The organism is Antribacter soli, assembly GCF_021568775.1.
GTDB lineage: Bacteria > Actinomycetota > Actinomycetes > Actinomycetales > Cellulomonadaceae > Antribacter > Antribacter soli.
Window position 1 is genome coordinate 81,252 of record NZ_JAKGSG010000005.1, and the last position, 23,831, is coordinate 105,082.

General features: G+C 71.4%; 22 protein-coding genes and 1 tRNA gene. 9 read left to right on the plus strand and 14 right to left on the minus strand.

All coding sequences use genetic code 11. The features are described from left to right. Positions 1-31: 31 nt before the first annotated feature. Complete coding sequence (locus L1785_RS00880; RefSeq protein ID WP_372461766.1) at positions 32-961, minus strand: carbohydrate ABC transporter permease; 930 nt, start codon at positions 959-961, stop codon at positions 32-34. Beyond that, the gene (locus L1785_RS00885; protein ID WP_236087229.1) at positions 955-1,935 is read right to left on the minus strand and encodes an ABC transporter permease; all 981 of its coding nucleotides are present in this window, start codon (positions 1,933-1,935) and stop codon (positions 955-957) included. Before L1785_RS00885 ends, L1785_RS00880 begins: the two co-directional genes overlap by 7 nt. 271 nt (positions 1,936-2,206) lie before the next feature. Between L1785_RS00885 and L1785_RS00890 the strand changes: the two genes are divergently transcribed. Further along, entirely contained in the window at positions 2,207-3,283 is a 1,077-nt protein-coding gene (locus tag L1785_RS00890) for a LacI family DNA-binding transcriptional regulator (protein WP_372461767.1), read from the plus strand. 5 nt (positions 3,284-3,288) lie between these two features. Here L1785_RS00890 and L1785_RS00895 read toward each other — a convergent pair whose 3' ends face one another. The 7 genes from L1785_RS00895 to L1785_RS00930 all read right to left on the minus strand — a co-directional run bounded on the left by L1785_RS00895 (position 3,289) and on the right by L1785_RS00930 (position 11,842). Continuing rightward, the gene (locus L1785_RS00895; RefSeq protein WP_236087332.1) at positions 3,289-4,293 is read right to left on the minus strand and encodes an NAD-dependent epimerase/dehydratase family protein; all 1,005 of its coding nucleotides are present in this window, start codon (positions 4,291-4,293) and stop codon (positions 3,289-3,291) included. 4 nt (positions 4,294-4,297) lie between these two features. Further along, a complete protein-coding gene (locus tag L1785_RS00900) occupies positions 4,298-4,651 on the minus strand; it encodes a hypothetical protein (RefSeq protein WP_236087345.1) in 354 nt (117 codons plus the stop codon). Between the two features lie 193 nt (positions 4,652-4,844). Next, positions 4,845-6,203 (minus strand): LLM class flavin-dependent oxidoreductase, encoded by a 1,359-nt coding sequence (locus L1785_RS00910; protein WP_236087231.1) that lies wholly within the window; start codon positions 6,201-6,203, stop codon positions 4,845-4,847. Then, the gene (locus tag L1785_RS00915; RefSeq protein WP_236087232.1) at positions 6,200-6,964 is read right to left on the minus strand and encodes an ABC transporter ATP-binding protein; all 765 of its coding nucleotides are present in this window, start codon (positions 6,962-6,964) and stop codon (positions 6,200-6,202) included. Before L1785_RS00915 ends, L1785_RS00910 begins: the two co-directional genes overlap by 4 nt. Further along, the gene (locus L1785_RS00920; protein WP_372461768.1) at positions 6,940-7,806 is read right to left on the minus strand and encodes an ABC transporter permease; all 867 of its coding nucleotides are present in this window, start codon (positions 7,804-7,806) and stop codon (positions 6,940-6,942) included. The genes L1785_RS00915 and L1785_RS00920 overlap by 25 nt, the downstream gene beginning before the upstream one ends. Further along, complete coding sequence (locus tag L1785_RS00925) at positions 7,803-8,834, minus strand: ABC transporter substrate-binding protein (protein WP_236087233.1); 1,032 nt, start codon at positions 8,832-8,834, stop codon at positions 7,803-7,805. Before L1785_RS00925 ends, L1785_RS00920 begins: the two co-directional genes overlap by 4 nt. Positions 8,835-9,283: 449 nt before the next feature. Beyond that, positions 9,284-11,842, minus strand: a complete 2,559-nt coding sequence (locus tag L1785_RS00930) for an ATP-dependent Clp protease ATP-binding subunit (RefSeq protein WP_236087234.1) — start codon at positions 11,840-11,842, stop codon at positions 9,284-9,286. Between the two features lie 292 nt (positions 11,843-12,134). Here L1785_RS00930 and L1785_RS00935 point away from each other — a divergent pair, with 292 nt between their 5' ends. The 4 genes from L1785_RS00935 to L1785_RS00950 are packed head-to-tail and all read left to right on the plus strand — an operon-like array spanning position 12,135 to position 15,088. Continuing rightward, on the plus strand, positions 12,135-12,734 hold the full coding sequence (locus L1785_RS00935; RefSeq protein WP_236087235.1) for a hypothetical protein: 600 nt from the start codon (positions 12,135-12,137) through the stop codon (positions 12,732-12,734). 43 nt (positions 12,735-12,777) lie between these two features. After that, a complete protein-coding gene (locus L1785_RS00940) occupies positions 12,778-13,665 on the plus strand; it encodes a universal stress protein (RefSeq protein WP_236087236.1) in 888 nt (295 codons plus the stop codon). Between the two features lie 54 nt (positions 13,666-13,719). After that, entirely contained in the window at positions 13,720-14,478 is a 759-nt protein-coding gene (locus L1785_RS00945; RefSeq protein WP_236087237.1) for a hypothetical protein, read from the plus strand. Positions 14,479-14,506: 28 nt separating this feature from the next. Beyond that, positions 14,507-15,088: an alpha/beta hydrolase family protein gene (locus tag L1785_RS00950; protein ID WP_236087238.1), complete on the plus strand. Its 582-nt coding sequence runs from the start codon at positions 14,507-14,509 to the stop codon at positions 15,086-15,088. Positions 15,089-15,101: 13 nt separating this feature from the next. Here L1785_RS00950 and def read toward each other — a convergent pair whose 3' ends face one another. Continuing rightward, positions 15,102-15,782: a peptide deformylase gene (def, locus tag L1785_RS00955; RefSeq protein ID WP_236087239.1), complete on the minus strand. Its 681-nt coding sequence runs from the start codon at positions 15,780-15,782 to the stop codon at positions 15,102-15,104. A gap of 202 nt (positions 15,783-15,984) precedes the next feature. On the opposite strand from def, the gene L1785_RS00960 reads away from it, so the two are divergent. From L1785_RS00960 to L1785_RS00975, 4 genes are all read left to right on the plus strand, one after another. Further along, on the plus strand, positions 15,985-16,134 hold the full coding sequence (locus L1785_RS00960; protein ID WP_236087240.1) for a hypothetical protein: 150 nt from the start codon (positions 15,985-15,987) through the stop codon (positions 16,132-16,134). Continuing rightward, complete coding sequence (locus L1785_RS00965) at positions 16,131-16,661, plus strand: ribosomal maturation YjgA family protein (RefSeq protein WP_236087241.1); 531 nt, start codon at positions 16,131-16,133, stop codon at positions 16,659-16,661. Before L1785_RS00960 ends, L1785_RS00965 begins: the two co-directional genes overlap by 4 nt. 194 nt (positions 16,662-16,855) lie before the next feature. After that, positions 16,856-18,250: a 3' terminal RNA ribose 2'-O-methyltransferase Hen1 gene (locus tag L1785_RS00970; protein WP_236087242.1), complete on the plus strand. Its 1,395-nt coding sequence runs from the start codon at positions 16,856-16,858 to the stop codon at positions 18,248-18,250. After that, positions 18,243-20,759, plus strand: a complete 2,517-nt coding sequence (locus L1785_RS00975; RefSeq protein WP_308113220.1) for a polynucleotide kinase-phosphatase — start codon at positions 18,243-18,245, stop codon at positions 20,757-20,759. The genes L1785_RS00970 and L1785_RS00975 overlap by 8 nt, the downstream gene beginning before the upstream one ends. Positions 20,760-20,867: 108 nt before the next feature. Here the strand turns inward: L1785_RS00975 and L1785_RS00980 are convergent, their stop codons facing one another. From L1785_RS00980 to L1785_RS00995, 4 genes are all read right to left on the minus strand, one after another. After that, complete coding sequence (locus L1785_RS00980) at positions 20,868-21,254, minus strand: VOC family protein (protein ID WP_236087243.1); 387 nt, start codon at positions 21,252-21,254, stop codon at positions 20,868-20,870. A gap of 143 nt (positions 21,255-21,397) precedes the next feature. Next, a tRNA-Thr gene (locus tag L1785_RS00985) sits at positions 21,398-21,470 on the minus strand. A 124-nt stretch (positions 21,471-21,594) separates the two neighbouring features. After that, on the minus strand, positions 21,595-23,136 hold the full coding sequence (locus L1785_RS00990; RefSeq protein ID WP_236087244.1) for an alpha/beta hydrolase: 1,542 nt from the start codon (positions 23,134-23,136) through the stop codon (positions 21,595-21,597). Between the two features lie 62 nt (positions 23,137-23,198). Continuing rightward, positions 23,199-23,777, minus strand: coding sequence for a hypothetical protein (locus L1785_RS00995; RefSeq protein ID WP_236087245.1), 579 nt, complete (start codon positions 23,775-23,777; stop codon positions 23,199-23,201). Positions 23,778-23,831: the final 54 nt, after the last annotated feature.

A 23,831-nucleotide genomic window follows, 5' to 3' on the forward strand; every position in this document is an offset into this window, starting at 1 on the left:
GCTGAGATGTGACAGGGAAAACGGGCGGGGTTCACCCCTTGACGGACCCGAGCATGACGCCGGACACGAAGTACTTCTGGAGGAACGGGTAGAGGCACACGATCGGCAGGACGGTGAGCAGCATCGTCACCGACTGGATGTTCGCGCCGATCTGGATCGTGTCTGCCCCGGCCTCCGCCCCGGGGCCCGAGGCGGCGGCGATGAGGTTGCGCAGGTACACCGTCACCGGGAAGAGCTCCTTCTCGTCCAGGTACAGGAAGGAGTTGAACCAGGAGTTCCAGATGCCCACGGCGTAGAACAGGGTCATCGTCGCGAGCACCGCCTTCGACAGCGGGAGCACGATCCGGAAGAAGATCCCGTAGGTCGACATCCCGTCGATCGCCGCGGCCTCCTCCAGCTCCTGCGGGAAGTTCTCGAAGAAGGACTTCATCACCAGCAGGTTGAACACGGAGATGGCGCTGGGGACGACGACGGCCCAGATCGTGTTGCGCATGCCGAGCACGTTGGCGACGAGGATGTAGTTCGGGATCAGTCCGCCCCCGAAGAACATCGTGAAGACCGCGATGCCGGTGAAGAACGTGCGGCCCTTGAGGTTGCGGCGGCTGATCGCGTAGGCGTAGGTCGTCGTCAGCGCCATCGCGATCGCGGTGCCGACCAGGGTGTACACGACCGTGTTCCTGTAGTTGATCCAGAACATCGGGTCGCCGAGGACCACCTGGAACGTCTCGACGTTGAAGCCGCGTGGGACGAGGTTCACCTCTCCGGCGGCGATGTAGCCCTCGGACGAGAACGCCTTGGCGAAGAGGTTGATGAACGGGTAGAGCGTCACGACGCACACGCCGAGGAGAACGATTGCGTTGACGACCCGGAAGACCCGGTACCCCGTGGTGTCCTTGATCGTGCTGGCCTGGGGCCGGACGGCGGAGATGTCCGGCGTCGTGGAGAAGGTGTCGGTCACCACAGCGAGGCTCCTACCAGGCGGCGCGACGCGAAGTTCGCGGAGAGGACGAGGGCGAGCCCGATGACGGCCTCGAACAGGCCGATCGCGGTCCCGTAGGAGAACTGCGCGGACTGGATGCCGACGCGGTACAGGTACGTCGAGATGACGTCGGCCGTCGAGTAGATGAGCGGGTTCTGCAGCAGGAGGACCTTCTCGAAGCCCACGGCCATGAACGACCCGATGTTGAGGATGAGGAGGACCATCATGGTGGGCCGGATGCCGGGCAACGTGATGTGCCACGTCTGCTGCCAGCGGTTGGCCCCGTCGATCCTCGACGCCTCGTAGAGCTGGTCGTCGATCGTGGTCAGCGCGGCGAGGTAGAGGATCGTGCCCCACCCGACGGTCTGCCAGACCTCCGAGGACACGTAGATCGTGCGGAACCACTCGGGTTGCTGCATCAACGCGACCGGGGTCCCGCCGAAGAGGTCGACGACCTGGTTCACCGTGCCCGTGATCGAGGTGAGCTGCAGGACGATCCCGGCGACGATGACGATCGACATGAAGTGCGGCAGGTAGGAGAGCGTCTGGACGATGCGCTTGAACCGGCGCGAGCGCAGCTCGTTGAGCATGAGCGCGAGAACGATGGGCAGCGGGAAGCAGATCAGCAGGGTCAGCAGGCCGAGGATCACGGTGTTGGCGAACACCGTCCAGAACTGCTGGTTCTGGATGAACATCTGGAAGTAGTACAGGCCGACCCACTCGTCACCGAAGATGTTGCCGCCCGGGCGGAACCGGCGGAACGCGATGACGTTCCCGAGCATCGGGAGGTAGCGGAAGATCAGCAGGAAGAGCACGGGCAGCACGAGGAACGTGTAGAGCCGCCAGTCCCGGCGCAACGCGCGAGCCCAGGTGTCCTTGTTGCGCAGCACCACGGGCCGCGCCTCCGCGGCCTGCGCCGTCGTCCCGCCCGGCGGGGCGGCAGTCCTCAGTGCCATCGATCGATGTCCTTCCGCCACGACGCCGTGCCGGCGGCCCCGCGACTGCGCGGGACCCCCCACGCCATCGTGGAAGTTCCGAAACTATCGGTCGTTAGACCGATACCTGATGCTTCGGACATTAGGGTTAGAGGCGAAGTTACGTCAAGCAACTACCAGCGCTGGCGGGTTACAAAACGATATCGAAGGCCGTTTCACCTGCCTGGGTCCCCGATCCCGCCGAACAGGACCCGTCCGCGGGTGTACGGTCATCACGAAACTTACGGAAGGCATGGAGATGACCGAGGTGAGCACCGCTCCCGGCACCGAGCCTGCGGAGGCGGCGTCAGGCACCACTCGTGGCGGGGTCACGATCAAGGAGATCGCGCAGGAGCTGGGCGTGTCTGTGCCGACGGTGTCCAAGGTCCTCAACGGGCGCGGCGACGTCGCCCCGAGCACGCGGGAGCGCGTCGAGGAGGCGCTCGAGCGGCACCACTACCGGCGGCGCCGCTCCGGCGTGGTGCCTGCCGGGACCGGCCTCATCGACCTGGTCTTCCACCGCCTCGGCTCCGCCTGGTCCATGGAGATCATCCGCGGCGTCGAGGACACCGCCGCCCAGTCGCGCACCAGCGTCATCCTCTCGGGGCTCAGCGGCGAGCACCGGCCGCCGCAGACGTGGCTCGACGCCACGATCGCGAGGCCGCCGCTCGGCGTGCTGCTCGTCGCGGCCAACCTCACGCCCGCGCAGCACCAGCTCCTCGACCGGCGCTCCATCCCGTACGTCGTCATCGACACCGACGGCGAGCCCCCGGCCGACGTCCCCTCCGTCGGGTCGGACAACTGGAACGGCGGGCTCGTCGCCACCCGGCACCTGCTCTCGCTCGGCCACCGCCGGGTCGCCGCGATCACGGGGCCCTCCGACATGCTGTGCAGCCGGGCGCGCGTCGACGGCTTCCGCTCGGCGCACGAGGAGGCGGGCGTGACGTTCGAGCCGGGCCTCGTGCGAACGGGCAACTTCTACGTCGAGGCGGGCTACGAGCACGGCCTCGACCTGCTCTCCCGCCCCGACCGGCCCACCGCGATCTTCGCGGGCTCCGACATGCAGGCGCTCGGCGTGCTCCGCGCCGCGCGCGAGCTGGGGCTGCGCGTGCCCGACGACCTGTCCGTCGTCGGCTACGACGACCTGCCGCTCGCGTCCTGGGTGGGTCCCGCCCTGACGACCGTGCGGCAGCCGCTCGCGGAGATGGGCGCCGCCGCCACACGCATCCTCTTCGACCTCATCGCCGGGCGGGCGCCGCAGGTACGGCGCCTGTCGCTCGCGACGGAGCTGGTCGTGCGGGAGTCGACAGCGCCGCCGCCGCGTCACTGACCCGGTCAGACGCTCCGGGCGTGCTCCACCAGCCGGTCGAACGCCGCGTCCAGCGCCTCGTCCACGACCTGCGCCCCTGGGTGCGCGTCGAACCACGCGACCTGCTCGGCCGCGCCCTGGTCGTAGGTGATCGTGGGGCCGTGCTCGGGCACGAGCGACCGGATCTTGGAGAGGTCGAACACCATGGAGTGGGCCTTGTCGCCCAGGAGGCCGGAGCCGACGTCGGGCAACGCCCGCGCGATCGTCTCGGAGGCGACGTGCACCAGCTCGGGCTCCACGCCCGCCGCGTGCCCCAGCCAGGTGTAGATCTGGTCCCACGTGGGCGCGTGGGTGCCGGTGATGTGGAAGGTGTCGCCGACGGCGAGCGGGTTGCCGAGCAGCCCCACGAAGCCGACCGCGAAGTCCTCCGTGTGCGTCAGCGTCCACAGGGACGTGCCGTCGCCGTGGACGACGACGGGCTTGCCGGCACGCATCCGCGCGACGTCCGTCCACCCGCCCGTCGTCGGCACGAGCGTGCGGTCGTAGGTGTGCGAGGGCCGCACGATGGTCGCCGGGAAGCCGTTCTCGCGCAGCTCGCGGACGAGCAGGTCCTCGCACGCGATCTTGTCGCGCGAGTACTGCCAGAACGGGTTTCGCAGCGGCGTCGACTCGGTGACGGGGAGGCGCGACGGCGGCGTCTGGTAGGCCGACGCCGACGAGATGAACACGTACTGGCCCGTACGGCCCGCGAACTGCGCGACGTCGCGCGCCACGTGGTCGGGCGTGAAGGCGCGGAACTGCGCCACCACGTCGAACTCACGGGCGCCCACCGCCGCAGCCACCGCCTGCCCGTCACCTGCGTCCGCGACGAGGGTCTCGACCTCCTCGGGGAGCGGGCGCGTCGTCGACGTCCCGCGGTTGAGGACGGTCACCCGGTGCCCGAGCCGCACCGCCCTCGCGACGCTCGCGGAGCTGATGACGCCGCTGCCGCCGATGAACAGGATGCTCTTCGGGTTCTTCGTCGAGACCATGGGGTCATCGTGCCATCGACCGGGTGGGCCGCAGCAGCGGGAGGAGCTGCTCGCCCTGCCGGCGGATCTCCGGGAGGTACGGAGTGTCCGAGAGCACGAAGTGCGTGATCCCGAGGTCCTCGTACTTGGCCAGCGCCCTTGCCACCTCCTCGGCGGTCCCCACCAGCCAGGTCGTCCCGGCGCCGCCCCCGCCGGCTCGCCCCGGGGCGGTGTACAGGATGTCGTCGAGGACGTCGCCCCGGGCGGCCAGGTCGAGCAGGCGCTGCTGGCCGACGGCGGCCCGCCACCGGCGGTCGTCCGGGCCCGCCGCCCGCCGCCCTGCGCCATCCGGGCGACCCGCGCCTCGGCGTCGGCCCATGCCTGCTCGGTGGCCTGCTCGGTGGAGCGGTACGGGTGGGGCGGCGCCACGACGTTGATCCCGGCGTCGAGCGCCGCTTGGATGATCGCGACCGACTCGTCGTGGTCCGGGTTGCCCCAGGCGCCGACGTTCATCGCGCCGAGCGTGAGTGGGGAGACCTGGACGCCGGTGCGTCCGAGCGGGCGGTAGGCGGTCATACGTGGGCTCCCAGGGCGGCGAGGGTGTGGAGGTTGGCGGGGCGCGCGAGCCCGTAGTGCTCGCGCAGGGTCGTGCCCTCGTACTCGGTGCGGAACAGGCCCCGCTCGCGCAGGATCGGGAGGACCTGGTCGACGAACTGCTCCAGCCCCGACGGCAGCACCGCGGGCATGATGTTGAACCCGTCGGCGGCCTCGGCGTCGTACCACTGCTGCAGCGCGTCGGCGACCTGCTCGGGCGTGCCGGCGAACGTCCGGTGGCCGCGGCCGCCGCCGAGCCGGCCGATGAGCTGGCGCACGGTGAGCCCCTCGCGCCGGGCGAGCGACACGATGAGCGTGTACCGGCTCTTGGCGCCCTCGATCTCGTCCTCGCTCGGCAGGTCGGCCGGCAGCTCGCGGTCGAGCGGCAGGTCCTCGGGCGCCAGCCGCAGGGTCTTCGCGAGCTGCGCGCGGGCGTACTCGGGGACGATGAGCTCGTCGAGCTCGCGCTCCTTGGCGAGGGCCTCCTCCTCGGTGGCCCCGATCACCGGGACGATCCCGGGCAGGATCCTCACGGTCTCCGGGTCACGCCCCACGGCCGCGGCCCGCGCCTTGAGGTCGGCGTAGAACGCCTGGGCGTCGCCGAGCGTCTGGTGCGCGGTGAACACGGCCTCGGCGTACCGCGCGGCGAGGTCCTTGCCGTCGTCGGACGAGCCGGCCTGCACGACGAGCGGGCGCGCCTGCGGCGAGCGGGGCGTGGTGAGCGCCCCGTGCACCGAGAAGTGCTTCCCGGCGTGCTCCGGACGGTGGATCTTCGTCGCGTCCGCCCAGACCCCGGCGGCCTTGTCTGCGAGGATCGCATCGTCCTCCCACGAGTCCCAGAGCTTGAAGGCGACCTCGAGGAACTCGGCCGCCCGCTCGTAGCGCGCGGCGTGCGCAGGCTGCTCGTCGAGCCCGAAGTTCCGCGCGATGTCCGGCCCGGCCGTGGTCACGACGTTCCAGCCGGCCCGCCCGCCGGACACGTGGTCGATCGACGCGAAGCGCCGGGCGAGGTTGTACGGCGAGTTGTAGGTGGTCGACGCCGTCGCGATGAGGCCGATCCGCTCCGTCACGCCGGCGATCGCCGTGAGCACGATCAGCGGGTCGAGCGACCCGGCTGGCCGGCGCCCGACGTCGGACTGCAGGCCGGGACCGTCGGCGAAGAAGATCGAGTCGAGCTTGCCCGACTCGGCGATCTGCGCGAGGCGCTGCAGGTAGGCGATGTTCGTCGAGACGGCGTCCGGGGCGCTCTCCGGGAGGCGCCACGACGCCTCGTGGTGACCGGTGCTCATGAGGAACGCGTTGAGGTTGAGCCGCCCGGGGCGGTGGTCGGTGGTCATGCGGTGGTGTCCTTCCGGTCGACGCCGAGCGCGTCCAGCAGCTCGGAGCGGATGCGGGCGAAGCTGGGATCGGAGCCGTCACGCGGCTCGGCGAGGTCGATGCGGCGCTCGAGCGCGATGCGCCCGGCATCGAGGACGACGACCCGGTCGGCGAGGACGATCGCCTCGTCGACGTCGTGGGTCACCATGAGCACGGTCGGCCCGTGCCGGGTCAGCAGGTCGCGCAGGAGCGCGTGCATGCGGGTACGGGTCAGGGCGTCGAGCGCGCCGAACGGCTCGTCCGCGAGCAGCAGCCGGGGCGAGCGCACGAGCGAGCGGGCGAGCGACACGCGCTGCTGCTCGCCGCCCGACAGCTCGTTCGGCCACGCGCGCTCCCGCCCGGCCAGCCCCACCTCGACCAGCGCCGCCCGCCCGGCGGCGCGGGCGTCGGCCTGCGGCCCGTCGAGCCCGAGCACGACGTTGTCGAGCACGCGCGCCCAGGGCAGCAGCCGCGAGTCCTGGAAGACCACGGACACCTGGTCGGGCACGACCACCTCGCCGGACCCGTCGACGTCGTGGTCGAGCCCCGCGAGGGCCCGCAGCAGGGTGCTCTTGCCCGAGCCGGAGCGCCCGAGGATCGCGACGAACTCGCCGGGGGCCAGCCCGAGGTCGAGGTGGTCGAGGACGGTCCGCTCGCCGTAGGCACGGACCAGGTCGCGGACGACGACGGCACCGCGGGCCGGTGCGTCCGTCGCCGTCAGCCCTCCAGCGTGCGCCGCCATGCGAGCGTCCTCCTCTGCAGCAGGCGGACGGCGAGGTCCGCTGAGTAGCCGAGGACGCCGTAGACGACCAGCCCGACGAGGATGATCTCCGTCTGCCCGTAGGTGCGCGCGAGCTCCATCATGTAGCCGATGCCGGCGGTCGCGTTGACCTGCTCGACGACGACGAGCGCGAGCATCGACCCGGTGACGGCGAAGCGGAGCCCGAGGAGGAACCCGGGCAGGGCCCCGGGCAGGACGACCCTGGCGACGAACTGCCACCGCGAGAGCCGGACGGTCTCGGCGAGCTCGACGTACCGGCTGTCGATCGCGCGCAGCCCGTTGTGCGTGTGCAGGTAGACGGGCACGAAGACACCCAGCGCGATCGTGATCACCTTCATCTCCTCACCGATCCCGAACCACAGGATGAGCAGCGGCAGGAGGGCCAGGCTGGGGATGGCGCGCTTGACCTGGATCGGCCCGTCGAGGACCGCGTCGCCGACCCGGCTGAGCCCCGCGACGAGTGCCAGGACGACGCCGGCGGCGGTCCCCGTCACGAGACCGAGCGCCGCGCGCGTGAGGGACACGGTCAGGTGCTCGCCGAGCCGGCCGTCCGCGACGAGCTCGGCCCCCGTCGTGACGACGGTCCAGGGCGCGCTGAGCACGCGTGGGTCGATGAACCCGATCGCCGAGCCGGCGGTCCACAGGACGAGCAGCAGCGTGACGCCCACGGCGGCGGCGAACGGCACCGGCCGGCCGAGTCCCAGCCGTACCCCGGACGGGCGCGCGTCAGGCAGGGCAACGGTGGCAGCGGCTCGCGGGGTGGTCGCGAAGACCCCCGCCCGCTGCGCGACGAGGGCGCTCACCTGCCGCTCCCGGCAGCCTCGGCCTGCGCCGCCTCGCCTGCGACGGGGCCGAAGCGCTCGTCGAACAGGTCGGCCGCGTCGAGGACCGGCTGGTCGAGCTCGGCGGCGAGCAGGTCGACCGTGTCCTGCGTGCGGGCGATCGTCTCGCTCAGGTCGGAGGGGACGTCCGGCACCGCCGCGTGGTCGATGAGGTACTGGGCGTCCTGGTCGCTCAGTCCCTGGTCCTCGACGTAGTACTTCTCCTTCCAGATGTCGGGGTGCTCGGCGACCCAGATCTTCGCCGCGGCCCAGGCGGCGACGTACTCGCGCAGAGCTGCGGCCTTCGCCGGGTCCTCGACGACCTCGGTCGGCGAGTACAGGTGGCTCGCGTCGTCGCGCAGGTGGTGCTTGACGGACGTGGCGCCGTCGGCGCCGTAGCTCGAGAGGTACCGGTAGAGCTGGGTGCCGCCGAGCGGGGCGATGTCCACCTCACCCGCCGCCAGCGCGGTCACGTAGACGTCGCCCGTGGCCGGCAGCTCGACCAGCTCGACGTCGTCCTTCGTCAGGCCGGCCGCCTGCAGCGCCCGCAGGACGATCGCGCCCTGGGCCTGGCCAGGGCTGAACGCGATGCGGTGCCCGCGGAGGTCCTCCAGGTCGTCGAGCTCGACGCCTGGTGCCCCGGCGAACTCGTAGATGGGGGCGTCCTGCCAGTTCTCGCGGAACACGGATGCGACGATCTGCACGTCGAGCCCGGTCCACGTCGCGTGGATCGCAGGGATCTCGGCGACGGATCCCACGTCCAGCGAGCCGGCCCGGAACGCCTCGGTCGTGGCAGGACCGCCCGAGATGTTGGCCCACTCGACCTCGAACGAGAAGTCGCTGTCGATGTCGTCGCCCGCGAGCTCGAACGCCTTCTGCGTCGTCGGGTCACCGACGATGAGCGTCGTTCCGGCGGGGACCTCGGTCGGGAGCGCGTCGGCGGCGGTGAGCGCGTCACCGTCGGTGCCGGCTTCGGCGCTGCCGCCGCAGCCGGCCGCCAGGAGGGCCACGGCGGCTACCGCGACCCCAGCGCGGAGTAGATCGGTATAAACGGGGGCAAAACGCCTGGTCTTGAGCATGGGTCGTCCCATCGTCGGAGAATCGGGGTGCGGCAGACCGGCGCGGCGGGGCCGCGACGGCAAGCACTGCGGGAGGTTCTGCGGGGGGTCCGGTCGCGCTACGGCGTCAGCGGCAACAGGGCCGGCACGGACAGCCGCACAGGCACCACGGACGGGACGCGCGCGGCGGCGCGGCGACCTCGGACCGGGACGGTCGGTGCGTGAACGGCGACATGCCGCGCAACGTACGTCGCAGATCGAGACCCGGCGACCGTTTCCCGGAAGTTCTCACGCTCTGAGACAGACACAGCCGGTCCGGTGGGACGACGAAGGGGTCACCTTCCGGATGGAAGGTGACCCCTTGGTCGTCGGGCACCCAGGTAGGCGGGTACCGCGTGCGGCTACTCCGCGCCGGCGGCGAGCTCGCCCGTCGGCGGGACGTCGCGAGGCGCGAGGCCCGCGCCCGCGGGAACAGCCTGCGGCTCGGCCGGCGTGCGGGCGCCCCGCGGCTTGGGAACCCCGCGGAAGCTGAACTCCCCGAGGATGCCCTCGCCGTCGCCGTCCACCACGATGAGCTGGCCCGGCTTCAGGTCGCCGAACAGGATCTTCTCGCTCAGCACGTCCTCGATCTCGCGCTGGATCGCACGCTTGAGGGGGCGCGCACCGAGGACCGGGTCGTAACCCTTCTCGGCGAGCAGGCCCTTCGCGGCGGGCGTGAGCTCGATGCCCATGTCCTTGTCGCGCAGGCGCTTGTCCAGCTTGGCGATCTCGAGGTCGACGATCTGCACGATCTCGTCCTGCGACAGCTGCGGGAACACGATCGTGTCGTCGACGCGGTTGAGGAACTCAGGCCGGAAGTGCTGCTTGAGCTCGTCGTTGACCTTCGCCTTCATGCGCTCGTACGACGTCACCAGGTCGCCGCCGGCGTTGAAGCCGGTCTGGAGGCCCTTGGCGATGTCCCGCGTGCCGAGGTTCGTGGTCATGATGATCACGGTGTTCTTGAAGTCGACCACCCGGCCCTGCGAGTCGGTGAGCCGGCCGTCCTCGAGGACCTGCAGCAGCGAGTTGAAGATGTCCGCGTGGGCCTTCTCCACCTCGTCGAACAGGACCACGGAGAACGGCTTGCGCCGCACCTTCTCCGTGAGCTGGCCGCCCTCGTCGTAGCCGACGTACCCGGGAGGCGATCCGAACAGCCGCGAGACCGTGTGCTTCTCCGAGAACTCCGACATGTCGAGCTGGATCAGCGCGTCCTCGTCACCGAAGAGGAACTCGGCGAGCGCCTTGGCCAGCTCGGTCTTGCCGACGCCCGTCGGCCCGGCGAAGATGAACGACCCGCCGGGGCGCTTGGGGTCCTTGAGGCCCGCCCGCGTGCGGCGGATGGCCTGCGACAGCGCCTTGATCGCGGTCTCCTGACCGACGACGCGCTTGTGCAGCTCCTCCTCCATGTGGAGCAGGCGCGCGGACTCCTCCTCGGTGAGCTTGATGACCGGGATGCCCGTGGACATCGCCAGCACCTCGGCGATCAGCTCCTCGTCCACCTCCGCGACGGAGTCGAGGTCGCCCGACTTCCAGGCCTTCTCCTTGTCGGCCCGGAGCTGGGTGAGCTGCTTCTCCTTGTCGCGCAGGCCAGCGGCCTTCTCGAAGTCCTGCTCGTCGATCGCGGACTCCTTCTCGCGGCGCGCCTCGGCGATCTTCTCGTCGAGCACCTTGAGCTCCGGCGGCGCCGTCATGCGACGGATCCGCAGGCGGGCGCCGGCCTCGTCGATCAGGTCGATCGCCTTGTCGGGGAGGAACCGGTCGTTGATGTACCGGTCCGCGAGCGTCGCCGCAGAGACCAGCGCGGAGTCCGTGATGGACACGCGGTGGTGCGCCTCGTAGCGGTCGCGCAGGCCCTTGAGGATCTCGATGGCATGCTCGAGCGACGGCTCGGCCACCTGGATCGGCTGGAAGCGGCGCTCCAGGGCCGGGTCCTTCTCGACGTACTTGCGGTACTCGTCGAGGGTGGTCGCACCGATTGTCTGCAGCTCGCCGCGGGCCAGCATCGGCTTGAGGATCGACGCCGCGTCGATCGCGCCCTCGGCTGCGCCCGCCCCGACGAGGGTGTGGATCTCGTCGATGAACAGGATGATGTCGCCGCGGGTGCGGATCTCCTTGAGGACCTTCTTCAGGCGCTCCTCGAAGTCACCGCGGTAGCGGGAGCCGGCCACCAGGGCGCCCAGGTCCAGCGTGTAGAGCTGCTTGTCCTTGAGCGTCTCCGGGACGTCCCCGCGCACGATGTCCTGCGCGAGGCCCTCCACGACGGCCGTCTTGCCGACGCCGGGCTCGCCGATCAGCACCGGGTTGTTCTTGGTGCGGCGGGACAGCACCTGCATGACCCGCTCGATCTCCTGCGTGCGCCCGATGACGGGGTCGAGCTTGCCCTCGCGCGCGGCCTGGGTGAGGTTCCGGCCGAACTGGTCGAGCACGGCCGAACCTGCCGGCTGGCCCTCCTGCGGGCCGCCCGTCGCGACGGGCTCCTTGCCCTGGTAGCCGGAGAGGAGCTGGATGACCTGCTGGCGCACCTTGTTCAGGTCCGCGCCCATCTTGGTGAGCACCTGCGCCGCGACGCCCTCGCCCTCGCGGATGAGGCCGAGGAGGATGTGCTCGGTGCCGATGTAGTTGTGGCCGAGCTGCAGCGCCTCGCGGAGCGACAGCTCCAGCACCTTCTTCGCGCGCGGGGTGAACGGGATGTGGCCGCTGGGAGCCTGCTGACCCTCACCAATGATCTCGGTGACCTGGGTACGCACGCCGTCCAGCGAGATGCCGAGCGACTCCAGGGCCTTGGCGGCCACGCCCTCACCCTCGTGGATGAGGCCGAGGAGGATGTGCTCGGTCCCGATGTAGTTGTGGTTGAGCATCCGCGCCTCTTCTTGGGCGAGGACGACGACCCGACGGGCTCGATCCGTAAATCTCTCGAACATGTGCTGCTCCCTCACGAGCGGCGTTACCTTGTACCGGCGTACCAGGCCTGACCGCATCGACTCTATGCGCTCCCAACGCGCCGATGGGCCGACTCATGCCTTTGTTCGCCAGGGGCGTGACGATCCCCGCCAGGACCGCCCCGAGGCGGGCGTGCCGGGCCCGGCACGCCGGGTCGGACGACCCCGGACGGACGGACCGCGCGCCGGTCGTTGACCCCGGGCGCTGCACAAGGCAGGCTCAATGCCGAGGACCGCACGAGCGCCCGCCCCACGAGCCCCCGGGAGGTCACAGATGCCGGAGGAGTCGCCCGAGTCCTGGGAGCAGATCGTCGCGCGCTTCGCCCGGTTCTCCGGCGTGGTGGGCGAGGTGCACGACCCGCTGACCTGGGGCCTCGACCTCGAGGAAGAGACCGTCACCGGCGTCGCCGACGGCCAGGACCCGACCGAGGAGCGCTTCCTGCGCGCCTACCGCACCTTCTCCGGCGAGTCGGTGGAGGTCGAGACGCTGCGCATCCCGGCGGAGGCCGAGCAGGTGGAGGACATCGTGCGCGCGGCGTGCAGCGGAGCGCTCGCCGCGCCCCTCCACGCCGACGTCGACTCGGAGACGCCCGAGCCGACGGACTTCGCGGAGGCCTACCAGGACTACCGCACGGCGATGCGGGCGATCGTCGCCGAGGTGGACGAGGTGCCGTGCGAGACGAGCGCCTTCCGGGTGGACGGCATGGAGCGTGAGTCCCTGCGGGTCACCGTGCGCGGCATCACGGCGGTCTACGCGCCGACGTCGGACCGCGCCCTGGTCGTCACGGGTCCGGGGGACCTGGTCGACCGGGTCGACATCGTCACGCGCCCGATCCGGAACCTGCTGCACGGCGACGACGGGCCGCGGTTCTGACCCACCTCGCAGTGCCTACGATGCGGAAGGCTGGTGGACGCGCATGACAGGAGTCGTCGTCGGTGTGAACGGCTCGGCGGAGTCCGAGCAGGCCCTCGACTGGGCCCTCGCCGAGGCCGCGTCCCGAGAGGTGTCCCTCACCGCGGTGATGGCGTGGCAGCCCGGGAACCGGGCGCCGGAGCCCGCGCAGTATGCCCAGCTCGTGGAGCGCAAGCGCGAGGAGGCGCTGACCATCCTCGACCTGGCGCTGCGGCGCACCGGCATCAGCGTGCCCGCGCAGGCGCGGCTCGCCGAGGGGCCCGCGGCGGACGCGCTGCTCGCGGCGCAGGACGACGCCGACCTGCTGGTCCTCGGCCGGCGCGGCGTCGGCCGGATGGGCCGCCTCGTGCTGGGTTCCGTGTCGTCCACGGTGGTGGAGCACGCGACGCGCCCCGTCACGGTGGTGCGCAGAGCGGAGAAGACCGTGCCCGACGCCGGCGGGTCGCCCACCGAGACCGGCCCGCCGCGCGTCCTGGTCGGTGTGGACACCTCGCCCCCGAGCATCGCGGCCCTGCACCACGGCGCGGAGGCGGCGGCCCGGATCGGCGGCGTCCTCGACGTGGTGTTCGCGTGGCAGATCACGACCCTCGCGCCGCTGCCGGGCAGCTGGGGCTGGGCGCCGCCGATCGAGGACTACGAGAAGTTCGCAGCCGGCGCGCTCGACGCGTGCGTGGCGCAGGCGGCCCTGCCGCTGCCTGACGAGCGTGTGGTGCGCAGGGTTCTGCACGGCAACGCCGCGGAGACGCTCCTCAACGCCGCGGCCGGCGCGGAGCGCATCGTCGTCGGCAACCGGGGGCTCGGCGGGTTCGACCGCCTGCTCCTCGGCTCGGTCAGCCGGCAGGTGCTCGACTACGCGGCGAGCCCCGTCACGGTCGTGCGCGCGGAGGGGTGAACTCCGCCCCGGAGCAAGACAGGGGCTGGGAGGGCGGCGGTAGGATCACGCCCCGTGAAGACCCCCGCCGCGCCGCTCCTCCGAGCCGTTCTGGTCGGCGTGCTGATCGTCGCCGCGGGGACCGTCACGGCACAGCCGGCGGCTGCCGGCCGGCTGATCGAGGTCACCGCCGAGGGCGTGACCTTCGACTCGGACGCCGAGAACGCGACGGTCGAGTACTGGATCACGGACCCCAAGGGCAACGGGCTCGGCTACTACAGCCGCTCGCTCAGCCGCCACGACACCGACGGCGGCTACGCGGCGTTCACCGAGGCGGCGTCGGCGTACCCGGGGGCCTACTGCGTGGCTGCCGTGAGGGTCGAGCGGGCCGGCGACTGGGCGGCCTGGAGCAACGGCATCAAGGGCTACAAGTGCGCCCAGAGCGCGCCCAGCCCCACGCCCACCACCGAGAGCCCTAGCCCCACGCCGCCGCCGTCCGCCGCGGCGCCGCCCCCCGCACCGACCAGTCCCCCGCCCGCGGCACCCACCACTCAGCCCGCGAATACGTCGCCCACGCCCACGCCGAGCCCCTCGCCGTCGCCGACCCCGACGCCCTCCCCCGAGGTGTCGCTGAGCCCGCTGCCCCCGGTCCCCGAGCCGGAAGCCCAGGACCCGCTGGTGGCCGGGCGGGCCGAGGCCGACGGGGGCGGCCCGCTGGTCGACGACATCGGCGGCTCCGGTCCCACAGGCCTGGGCTGGCTCGCGGCGCTCGCCGGCGGCCTGCTCGCCGCGGCCGGTGGCGGCCTGGTCCTGCTGAACCGTCGCCCCCGCTGATCCCGGGCTCCTGACGCAGACTGGCCCCATGACACGGACGACCGGCCCGGCCGGGCTGCTCCTCACGCCGGGTGCCGGGGCGGACCGCGACCATCACACCCTTGTGACCGTCGAGGAGACGCTCGCCGCGGCGAGGCCGCCGCTACCCGTCCGCCGTGTCGACTTCCCCTACCGGATCGCCGGACGCCGGATGCCGGACCGGCCACCCGTCGCCGTCGCGCACCTTGTCGAGGAGGCGAAGGCGTGGGCGGCCGAGCTCGGCGTCCCCACCGGGAGCCTGCTCCTCGGCGGGCGCTCGTTCGGCGGGCGGATGTGCTCCATGGCGGTCGCCGAGGGCATGCCCGCGGCCGGGCTGGTGCTGCTCAGCTACCCGCTTCACCCGCCGGGCAAGCCGGAGAAGCTCCGCGTGGAGCACTTCGGCGGCCTGGACGTCCCGGTGCTCTTCGTGTCCGGCACCACGGACCCGTTCGCGACCCCTGACGAGCTCGCAGAGCACGTCGCCGCGATCCCCGGTCCGGTCACGGTCGTCCACCTGCCCGGCGCGCACGACCTGCGCGGGCGTGACGCCGACGTCGCCCGGGCCGTGGCGGACTGGGTCGCCGGGCTCTGAACGTCGCCGGTCGCTACTTGCCGGGCGGCTGCTCCGGGTACTCCGCGGGCGTCTTCTCGAGCTCGATCGCGATCTCGTGCCGCCCCGCGAGGATGTTCGCGCGGTTCTCGTCCCGCTGACGCAACGCGTCAGCCTGGAGCTCGGGGGTGAGGTGGTCCCAGTAGAGGGTGCCGTCGAGGTGCTGCGTCTCGTGGATGAAGCACCGCGCCAGGTACCCCGTGGCCGCGAGCTGCACGGGCGCCCCGTACTGGTCGACGCCGCGCACCGTCGCACCGCCCGGCCGCTCGAGCGGCTCGTACGCCCCCGGGACCGACAGGCAGCCCTCGTCCTCGGTCTCCGGCTCGGCCTCGAGGTCCATCTCCAGCTCGGGGTTCACGATCGCGCCGACGTGCCGGTCGCCCTGCTCGTCAGTGAGGTCGTAGACGAATACTCGCAGGTCGGAGCCCACCTGGGTGGCCGCGAGGCCGACGCCCTCGGCGACCTCCATCGTGGTGAACATGTCGTCGATCAGGCGCGCGAGCTGCGGCGTGGAGAACTCCGTGACCTTGCGCGTGGGCGAGTGCAGCACCGGCTCGCCGATCTCCGTGATGCGCAGCGGGTGCCCGCGCAGCACCTCCGGGGCGATCGCGGGATAGTCCTCGACTGGCTCGCCGAGCAGATAGGTGACGGGCTTGCGCCGGCCGAAGTTCCACATGGAACACGAGGTTAGCCGCCCGGCGCAGGCCGTGGCCCGGCGGCGGCCCCGCGTGCGGCTCGCCGCGGCCCGGCGGATGCTCGACGCGTGCCGACCGGACCACAGCACAGGCCCGGGGCGCAGGAGTGGGTGCCGCCCGGGGCCGACGTCGCGGGCCTCGCCGAGGCTGCCCACGCCTGCCGCGGCTGCGAGCTGTGGGCAGGTGCTGCCTGGCACGCCGGCCTCGGTCCTGCTCACCACGCACCCGTCCGCGCTGCTGCGCGTCCGCGGCCGCCCGGAGTGGGGCGACGCCCTCGCTGCGTTCGTCACGGATCTGCGCACCGCCGCGGATGCGGCAGGATTCACGGCGTGACTGAGCAGGAAGAGACGACGCGGGACGAGACGACGCGGGACGAGACGACGCGGGACGAGACGACGCGGGACGAGACGACGCGGGACGAGACCCCCGTGTTGTCGGCGAGCCGCACCCGGCTGATCCCGGCCGGGGCAGCCGCGGTCACGCTGGCCGCGGGACTGGGCGCGCGCGCCGCGCTCGACGGAGACGTCGCGAAGTACGCCGGGGACGCGTTGTACACGGTGCTGGTCTTCTGGCTCGTGCTGCTGGTCTCGCCGCGGACGCGCCCTGTGCGAGCCGCTGTCCTCGCATTCGGCGTGAGCGCCACGATCGAGCTGTTCCAGCTCACGGGCGTCCCAGCAGACCTGGCGCAGCAGAGCGCGCTCGCCCGCCTTGTCTTCGGCACGACGTTCAACGCGCCCGACCTGTTCTGGTACCTGGTCGGGGCAGTGGTCGTCGGGGTGCTGTGGTGGGGCGTGAGGCGCCGCCTGGATGTCAGCGTGCCGCCCGTCACCGGCCGCGACCTGGGGGCGAGCCACGTGTAGCTCGGTCGTCCGCCCTGGTGGCCGACGTCGGTCGGGCCGTCCGGGCCGGGTTCGCCCGGGCCGGGTTCGCCCGGGCCGGGGGTGTGTCGTGCGCGCTGCGGGAACAGATCGACGGACCGGTCGGACGCCGACCGGACCGTCGTCCGGGGATAAACCCGGTGCCCCGCCCCACCGCGAAGTGCAGAATGGCCTCCGTGCTCCTGACCCTGACGACGACGCATCAGCCGGCCACCGACCTCGGTTACCTGCTGTACAAGCACCCGGACAGGGTTCAGGAGTTCAAGCAGTCCTTCGGCACCGCGACGGTGTTCTACCCGGAGGCCACTGACGAGCGGTGCACCGCCGCCCTGCTGCTCGAGATCGATCCCGTCCGGCTGGCACGGTCGGCTGGTCGCACGCCGGACTTCAGCCTCTCGCAGTACGTCAACGACCGTTCGTACGCTGCGTCGTCACTGCTCGGGGTCGCTCTTGCGGATGTGTTCAGCACGGCCCGCAGCGGACGTTGCGACACGCGCCAGGAGGTGGCCGACTCGGCCATCCCGCTCGAGATCGTGATTCCCGTCCTGCCCTGCCGAGGCGGTCCGAAGACGGCGCACCGGATCTTCGAACCGCTCGGCTGGCAGGTAAGCGCGACGCCCGTCGCGCTCGACGAGCACTTCCCGGAGTGGGGCGCCTCGAGGTACGTCAGGCTCACCCTGACGGGCACGGTGCGACTCGCGGACGCACTCAACCAGCTGCACGTCCTGCTGCCCGTGATGGACGAGTCGAAGCACTACTGGCAGGGAACCGACGAGGTCGACAAGCTGCTGCGCTCCGGCGAAGGATGGCTGGCCAGTCACCCGGAGCGAGAGCTGATCGCCCGCCGGTACCTCGGGCGCAGGTCCGCACTGACACGCACCGCGCTCACCAGGCTCGCCGAGCTGGGGGACGACTCGGAGGACGCACTCGAACCGGCTGAGGAAGAGGAGATCGCGCAGCCTGCCGAGCGCCGCGAGTCGCTCAACGCGCAGCGCCACGAGGCCGTGCTCTCGACCCTTGTCGACCTCCGGGCGAAGTCCGTGATCGACCTGGGATGCGGGCCTGGGCAGTTTCTCCACAGGTTGGTACACGAGCCGTCGTTCACGCGGGTCGCCGGTGTCGACGTGTCCTCTCGCTCCCTGGAGATCGCTGCCCGGCGGCTCCGGCTCGACCAGCTCGGCGAGCGTCAGGCCTCCCGCGTCCACCTCTTCCAGGGTGCCCTCACCTATGAGGACGCCCGGCTGAGCGGGTTCGACGCGGCGGTGCTGATGGAGGTCGTGGAGCACATCGATCCACCGCGCCTCGCGGCTCTCGAACGCGTCGTCTTCGGAGCAGCCAGGCCTGGTGCGGTGCTCGTGACCACTCCGAACGTCGAGTACAACGCAAACTACGAAGGGCTCACCGGTATGCGCCACCCGGACCATCGCTTCGAGTGGAGCCGGCAGGAGTTCGAGTCGTGGGCGGGCCGGGTCGCGGCCGTGCACGGATACACGGCGCAGTTCAGGGGTATCGGCGACGTCGACCCCGAGCGTGGCACCCCGACGCAGATGGCGGTGTTCCTCCGTGACTGAGACGACTGCGCGCCCGCAGATCAGCGTGCCCACGATGGGACTCGTGCTGCTCGTCGGAGTATCCGGCAGCGGCAAGTCGACCTTCGGCCGACGGCACTTCAAGCCGACCGAGGTCATCTCGAGCGACTTCTGCCGTGCGCTCGTCGCCGACGACGAGACGGACCAGGCCGCGACCCCCGACGCCTTCGACGTCCTCAACTACATCGTCGGCACCCGGCTGCGGCGCGGGCTTCTCACCGTCGTCGACGCGACGAACGTCCAGGGGGCCGCTCGTGCGTCCCTGATCAAGCTGGCCAAGGAGCACGACGTTCTCGTCGACGCGATCGTGCTCGACGTCCCCGAGTCTGTCGCCGTCGAGCGCAACCGGCTGCGTCCGGAACGCGACTTCGGCCCGCAGGTCGTCACCCGGCAGCAGCGAGACCTCCGCCGGAGCCTCGGCCGGATGAGGAAGGAGGGGTTCCGTCGTGTCCATGTCCTGCGTGGAGTGGAGGAGATCGAGAACGTCTCGCTGAGCAGGGAACGGCCCTGGAACGACCGCAGGGACCTGCACGGACCGTTCGACATCATCGGTGACGTGCACGGATGCGCCTCAGAGCTGCGCACGCTGCTGGGCACGCTCGGCTGGTCGATCACGTACGACGCCGCAGGGCACGCCGTCGACGCCAGCCACCCCGAAGGTCGCACCGCCGTGTTCGTGGGCGACCTCGTCGACCGCGGGCCCGACACACCGGGAGTGCTGCGGCTCGTCATGGGGATGGTCGCGTCGGGCGCGGCGCTGTGCGTCTCGGGCAACCACGAAGCCAAGCTCGTTCGCGCGATGAAGGGCGCCAAGGTTCAGGTCAAGCACGGTCTCGCCGAGTCGCTGGAGCAGCTCGCCAGTGAGCCGGAAGACTTCCGCACGTCCGCCCGGGCGTTCATGGACGGCCTGATCAGTCACTTCGTGCTCGACGACGGTCGCCTCGTCGTCGCCCACGCCGGCCTCAAGGAGGCGTACCACGGCCGTTCCTCCGGTCGCGTTCGCTCGTTCGCGCTCTACGGCGACACGACCGGTGAGACCGACGACTACGGCCTGCCCGTCCGCTACCCCTGGGCGCGCGAGTACCGGGGCGAGGCGACCGTCGTGTACGGCCACACGCCGGTCCTCGAACCCGAGTGGATCAACAACACCATCTGCCTGGACACCGGTGTGGTGTTCGGCGGGCACCTGACCGCGCTGCGATACCCGACGCGCGAGATCGTCGCGGTCCCCGCCGAACGCGAGTGGTACGCGCCCGCCCGCCCGCTCGCCGGCGCCGTCGACCGGGAGCCGACCGCGTTCTCCATCGACGACGTGATCGGGACCCGGTGGCTGACGACAGCGACGGCCGGCAAGGTCAAGATCCCGGAGGAGAACGCTGCCGCGGCGCTGGAGGTGATGAGCCGCTTCGCCGTCGACCCGCGCTGGCTGATCTATCTGCCGCCGACGATGGCGCCCGCTCAGACGTCGAAGCGCCCGGGCTTCCTCGAGCACCCCGAGCAGGCCTTCGCCGAGTACGCCGCCGCCGGCGTGACCGAGGTCGTGTGCGAGGAGAAGCACATGGGCTCACGAGCGATCGCCGTCATCGCGCGCGACGAGATCGCTGCCGAGAAGCGGTTCGGCGCCGCGGACGGCACAACGGGCGTGGTGTACACACGGACCGGGCGTTCGTTCTTCCCGGACGGCGGCGCGCTCGTCGACCGGGTGCGTTCGGCAGTCGCGCCCCTGTTCGAGGAGCTGGACACCGACTGGCTCGCGCTCGACTGCGAGCTGCTGCCCTGGTCGGCCAAGGCCATGTCCTTGATCCGGGACCAGTACGCGTCGGTCGGAGCCGCCGCGAGGGAAGCCTTGCCGGCAGTCGCGGCCCTGATCGACGCCGCAGCGGCGCGCGGGCTCGACGTCACTGCGCTCGGTGACCGCGTGATGCGACGAACGGCGAACGCCGAGGCCTACCGCCAGGCGTACGCGGCGTACGTGCGTCCGACGGAGGGGCTCAGCGGCGTCACGCTCGCGCCCTTCCAGATCCTCGCTGCCGAGGGCCGTTCGCTCGCGGTGACCGAGTCGCACCGCTGGCACCTGGAGACGATCGGCCGGCTGACGGATCCGCTGATTACTCACACCAGGCACCGGTTCGTGGACCTGTCGTCCGAGGAGCAGAAGGCAGACGCCATCCAGTGGTGGCTCGACCTGACCGGATCGGGTGGCGAGGGAATGGTCGTCAAGCCCTTGGCCGCCGCGGGCCGCTCCCAGCCTGGGCTCAAGGTCCGCGGGCGCGAGTACCTGCGGATCATCTACGGGCCCGACTACACCGACGCGCTCGACGTCTTGCGTGACCGTGCGCTCGGCCGGAAGCGGAACCTCGCGCGCCGTGAGCACGGTCTTGGCCTTGAGGCGCTGACGCGTTTCGTCGCGGGCGAGCCGCTGTGGAGCGTCCACCAGATGGCGTTCGCCGTTCTCGCCCTCGAGTCGGAGCCCGTCGACCCTCGGCTGTAGGCATGACCTGCGCCTCGGCTCGTGCTGCGCGGGACACCCGGACATGACGATGGCAGGGTGTGCCCGCAGCGTGATCGCAGCAGACCGCCACGTGGTCGGGGAGCGGTCCTACGCCGCGAACACGCAGAACTCGTTGCCCTCCGGGTCTGCCAGCACCACCCAGCTCTCGTGCCGGCCGACCTCGCTGGCGCCGGCCCTGATCAGGCGCGCCACCTCTGCCTCCCGATCGGTGGCGCGCAGGTCGAGATGCAGGCGGTTCTTCACCGTCTTGGGCTCAGGAACTCGGTTGAAGAACAGTCGGGGGACACCGCCATCGGGTGCTTCTACCAGCACGGAAGGGTCGTCCTCCGGGTCGTCGACGCCCATGGTGCGCAGGCGCGCCAACTCTTCGTCGTCGTAGGGCGCGACGTCGTAGCCGTCCAGGGCCGTTGCCCAGAACCGCGCCAGGGAGGCGGGGTGGCGGCAGTCGAACACCACGTCCTTGAGAGTCGCCATGCCGGCAACGCTAGTCCGCTGCCGGAGCGGAGCCACTTCCTGGGCACGGGTGCCGATTGAGCGGGTTCCCGACACCTCTGGCTGACAGCGAAAACCCCGTCCCGCCAGGTCAAACGACCTGGTGGGACGGGGCTTTGGCACCGAGCCGCCTGTGGGAATCGAACCCACGACCTTCTCATTACGAGTGAGACGCTCTGCCGACTGAGCTAAGGCGGCGCGCTCGCCGACGCCACTGCGGCGTACCGCGTGGTTCAGCGAGCGCCCCAACTGTACCCAACACCCGGGCCAGACTCCAAAGCGAAACCGATGTGACGTCGTCGGCCCCACCTGGGAGGACGTCTCAGCAGGTCAAGCCGTCCTGCGGGACGGTGCCGTGGACCAGGTAGTCCTCGACGGCCCGTGAGATGCAGTTGTTGGACCGGCCGTACGCCGTGTGCCCCTCGCCCTGGTAGGTGACGAGCACGCCGGACTCGAGCGTCGAGGCAAGGGCCTGCGCCCACTTGTACGGCGTGGCGGGGTCGTTGGTGGTGCCGATGACGACGATCGGGTCCGCGCCGGCCGCCGTGATGTCGAACTCCTGCTCGGCGGGCGGGAACGGCCAGTCGGTGCACTCGATGCCGGAGTAGCCGAACGACTTGCCGAGGGTCGGCGCGGCGGCCTCGATCTCGGCGGCGAGCGCCTTCATCTTCTCGGGGTCGTCCTCGGCGCGGCCGTCGGCACAGTTGACGGCGCGGAACGCCTCCTCGCTGTTGGAGCGGAAGGTGCCGTCGCTGTTGCGCTCGTTGTAGACGTCCGCGAGGTACAGCAGGGTGTCGCCCGCACCCTCGTAGAAGACCTCCTCGAGGGCCTGCGTGAGGACTCCCCAGCTCGCCTCGTCGTACATCGTGACAGCCACACCGTAGAAGGCGAGCTTCTGGGTCACGTCACGGTCGCCGGAGGTCGGGATGGGGTTGTCGGCCGCGTCCTCCACCATGGCGCGGATCTGCTTCAGGCCCGTCTCGACGTCGCCGCCGAGGGGGCAGTCGGCGCCGGCCTGGCAGTCCTGGACGTAGGCGCGCAGCGCGTTCTCGAAGCCGACGGCCTGCTCGGCGGCCACCTGGTCCGACGTCAGGTTGGGGTCCAGGGCGCCGTCGAGCACGAGGCGGCCGACCCGGTCGGGGAACAGGCCGGCGTACGTGTAGCCGAGCTGCGTGCCGTAGGAGTAGCCGAGGTAGTTGAGCTTGTCGTCGCCGAGCGCGGCCCGGAGCATGTCCATGTCGCGGGCGGCGCTCTGCGTGTCGACGTTCCCGAGCAGCGCCCCCGTGTTCTGCGCGCAGGCCGCGCCCCACTCCCGGATCGACTGGGCGCGCTCGGCGAGCCCCTCGTCGGTGTAGGGGTAGTCCTTCGAGAGGAACTCGTCCTTGTCCTCGTCGGCGAAGCACGTCACCGGTGACGACTGCCCGACGCCCCGCGGGTCGAAGCCCACGATGTCGAACGAGTTCCGCAGCGCCTGCCCGAAGCTGCCGCTCTCCACCAGCGAGATGCCCGACCCGCCCGGCCCGCCCGGGTTGATGAGCAGCGAGCCGACCTTCTGCCCGGAGGCGGGCGCCTTCTTCAGCGCCAGCTCGATGCTGCCCGCCGCAGCGTCGTGCCAGGACAGCGGCGCGCTCGCCGTCGTGCACTGGAATCCGCCGCCGCAGTCCACCCACTCGAGGGCCTGCGAGTACCAGGACTCGAACCCCGCGGGCGCGCCGTCGGCCCCCGCGACCGGCGCCTCGGGCGATACGCCCGCCCCGAGCGTGGTCTGAACCTTGGGGGGCGCGGCGCAGGCTGCGAGGAGGAGCACGGTGACGAGCAGGCAGGCGACGGCGGCCGCGGGCTTACGGCGAGCGGGGCGGATCACCCGGACAACCTACCGGTACTCACAGGGCAAGTCCTGACGCTCGCCCAACCAACACGTCACTCTCACTCGATGCCTGCCCACGCGACCTCACCGGGCTGCCCGTCCGCCGTCCTGGGCGGCACCTCGACCGTCCCGTGCTCCCCGAGCACGACGGTCATGGGGACCGTCTCGTCCGTCCCCGCGGGCACGGCGACCACGGTGGTGGTGGGCGCCCAGTCCATGGTGCACATCTCGGCGGCCGGCGGCAGCAGCGTCACGGTCACGCCCGCGTCGCCTGCCGTCGCCTCGGCCTCCGCGATGGACGGGCAGGAGCTCGACCCGTACGTCACGACGTAGACCAGCCCGGCCTCCGGCGACCAGGCGGCGCCGGCCGACGAGTCCATGGCCCCGGGCACGCCTTCCGGCAGGCCACGCCCTGACTGGCCGGGCTCCAGCGTGATGTCGGTGGCGAGCGGCAGCCCGCCCGACGACGTCTCGCTCGGCTCGGGCGTCGCGCTCTCGCCCGACGTGGGCTCCGCCGACGCGGACGCGCCTCCTGGCGAGTCGACCTCCTGTGCGCACGCCGTGAGCAGCAGGAGCGCCGCCGCGGCGCCGAGGCCGAGGAAGAGCCCGGGGACACCGGAGCCGGAACGTCGATTCATGGCGCGATCCTTTCACCCGTCACTGACATGTCACCCCCACCATGTCGCGACGGG

Excerpts from the sequence above, each read along its gene's own strand:
- L1785_RS00910 (WP_236087231.1), bottom strand. The coding sequence starts at position 6,203 with ATGACCACCGACCACCGCCCCGGGCGGCTCAACCTCAACGCGTTCCTC.
- L1785_RS00940 (WP_236087236.1), top strand. The coding sequence starts at position 12,778 with ATGACAGGAGTCGTCGTCGGTGTGAACGGCTCGGCGGAGTCCGAGCAG.
- def (WP_236087239.1), bottom strand. The coding sequence starts at position 15,782 with ATGTGGAACTTCGGCCGGCGCAAGCCCGTCACCTATCTGCTCGGCGAG.
- L1785_RS00890 (WP_372461767.1), top strand. The coding sequence starts at position 2,207 with ATGGAGATGACCGAGGTGAGCACCGCTCCCGGCACCGAGCCTGCGGAG.
- L1785_RS00900 (WP_236087345.1), bottom strand. The coding sequence starts at position 4,651 with ATGGGCCGACGCCGAGGCGCGGGTCGCCCGGATGGCGCAGGGCGGCGG.
- L1785_RS00930 (WP_236087234.1), bottom strand. The coding sequence starts at position 11,842 with ATGTTCGAGAGATTTACGGATCGAGCCCGTCGGGTCGTCGTCCTCGCC.
- L1785_RS00885 (WP_236087229.1), bottom strand. The coding sequence starts at position 1,935 with ATGGCACTGAGGACTGCCGCCCCGCCGGGCGGGACGACGGCGCAGGCC.
- L1785_RS00950 (WP_236087238.1), top strand. The coding sequence starts at position 14,507 with ATGACACGGACGACCGGCCCGGCCGGGCTGCTCCTCACGCCGGGTGCC.
- L1785_RS00980 (WP_236087243.1), bottom strand. The coding sequence starts at position 21,254 with ATGGCGACTCTCAAGGACGTGGTGTTCGACTGCCGCCACCCCGCCTCC.
- L1785_RS00895 (WP_236087332.1), bottom strand. The coding sequence starts at position 4,293 with ATGGTCTCGACGAAGAACCCGAAGAGCATCCTGTTCATCGGCGGCAGC.
- L1785_RS00915 (WP_236087232.1), bottom strand. The coding sequence starts at position 6,964 with ATGGCGGCGCACGCTGGAGGGCTGACGGCGACGGACGCACCGGCCCGC.
- L1785_RS00995 (WP_236087245.1), bottom strand. The coding sequence starts at position 23,777 with ATGAATCGACGTTCCGGCTCCGGTGTCCCCGGGCTCTTCCTCGGCCTC.
- L1785_RS00935 (WP_236087235.1), top strand. The coding sequence starts at position 12,135 with ATGCCGGAGGAGTCGCCCGAGTCCTGGGAGCAGATCGTCGCGCGCTTC.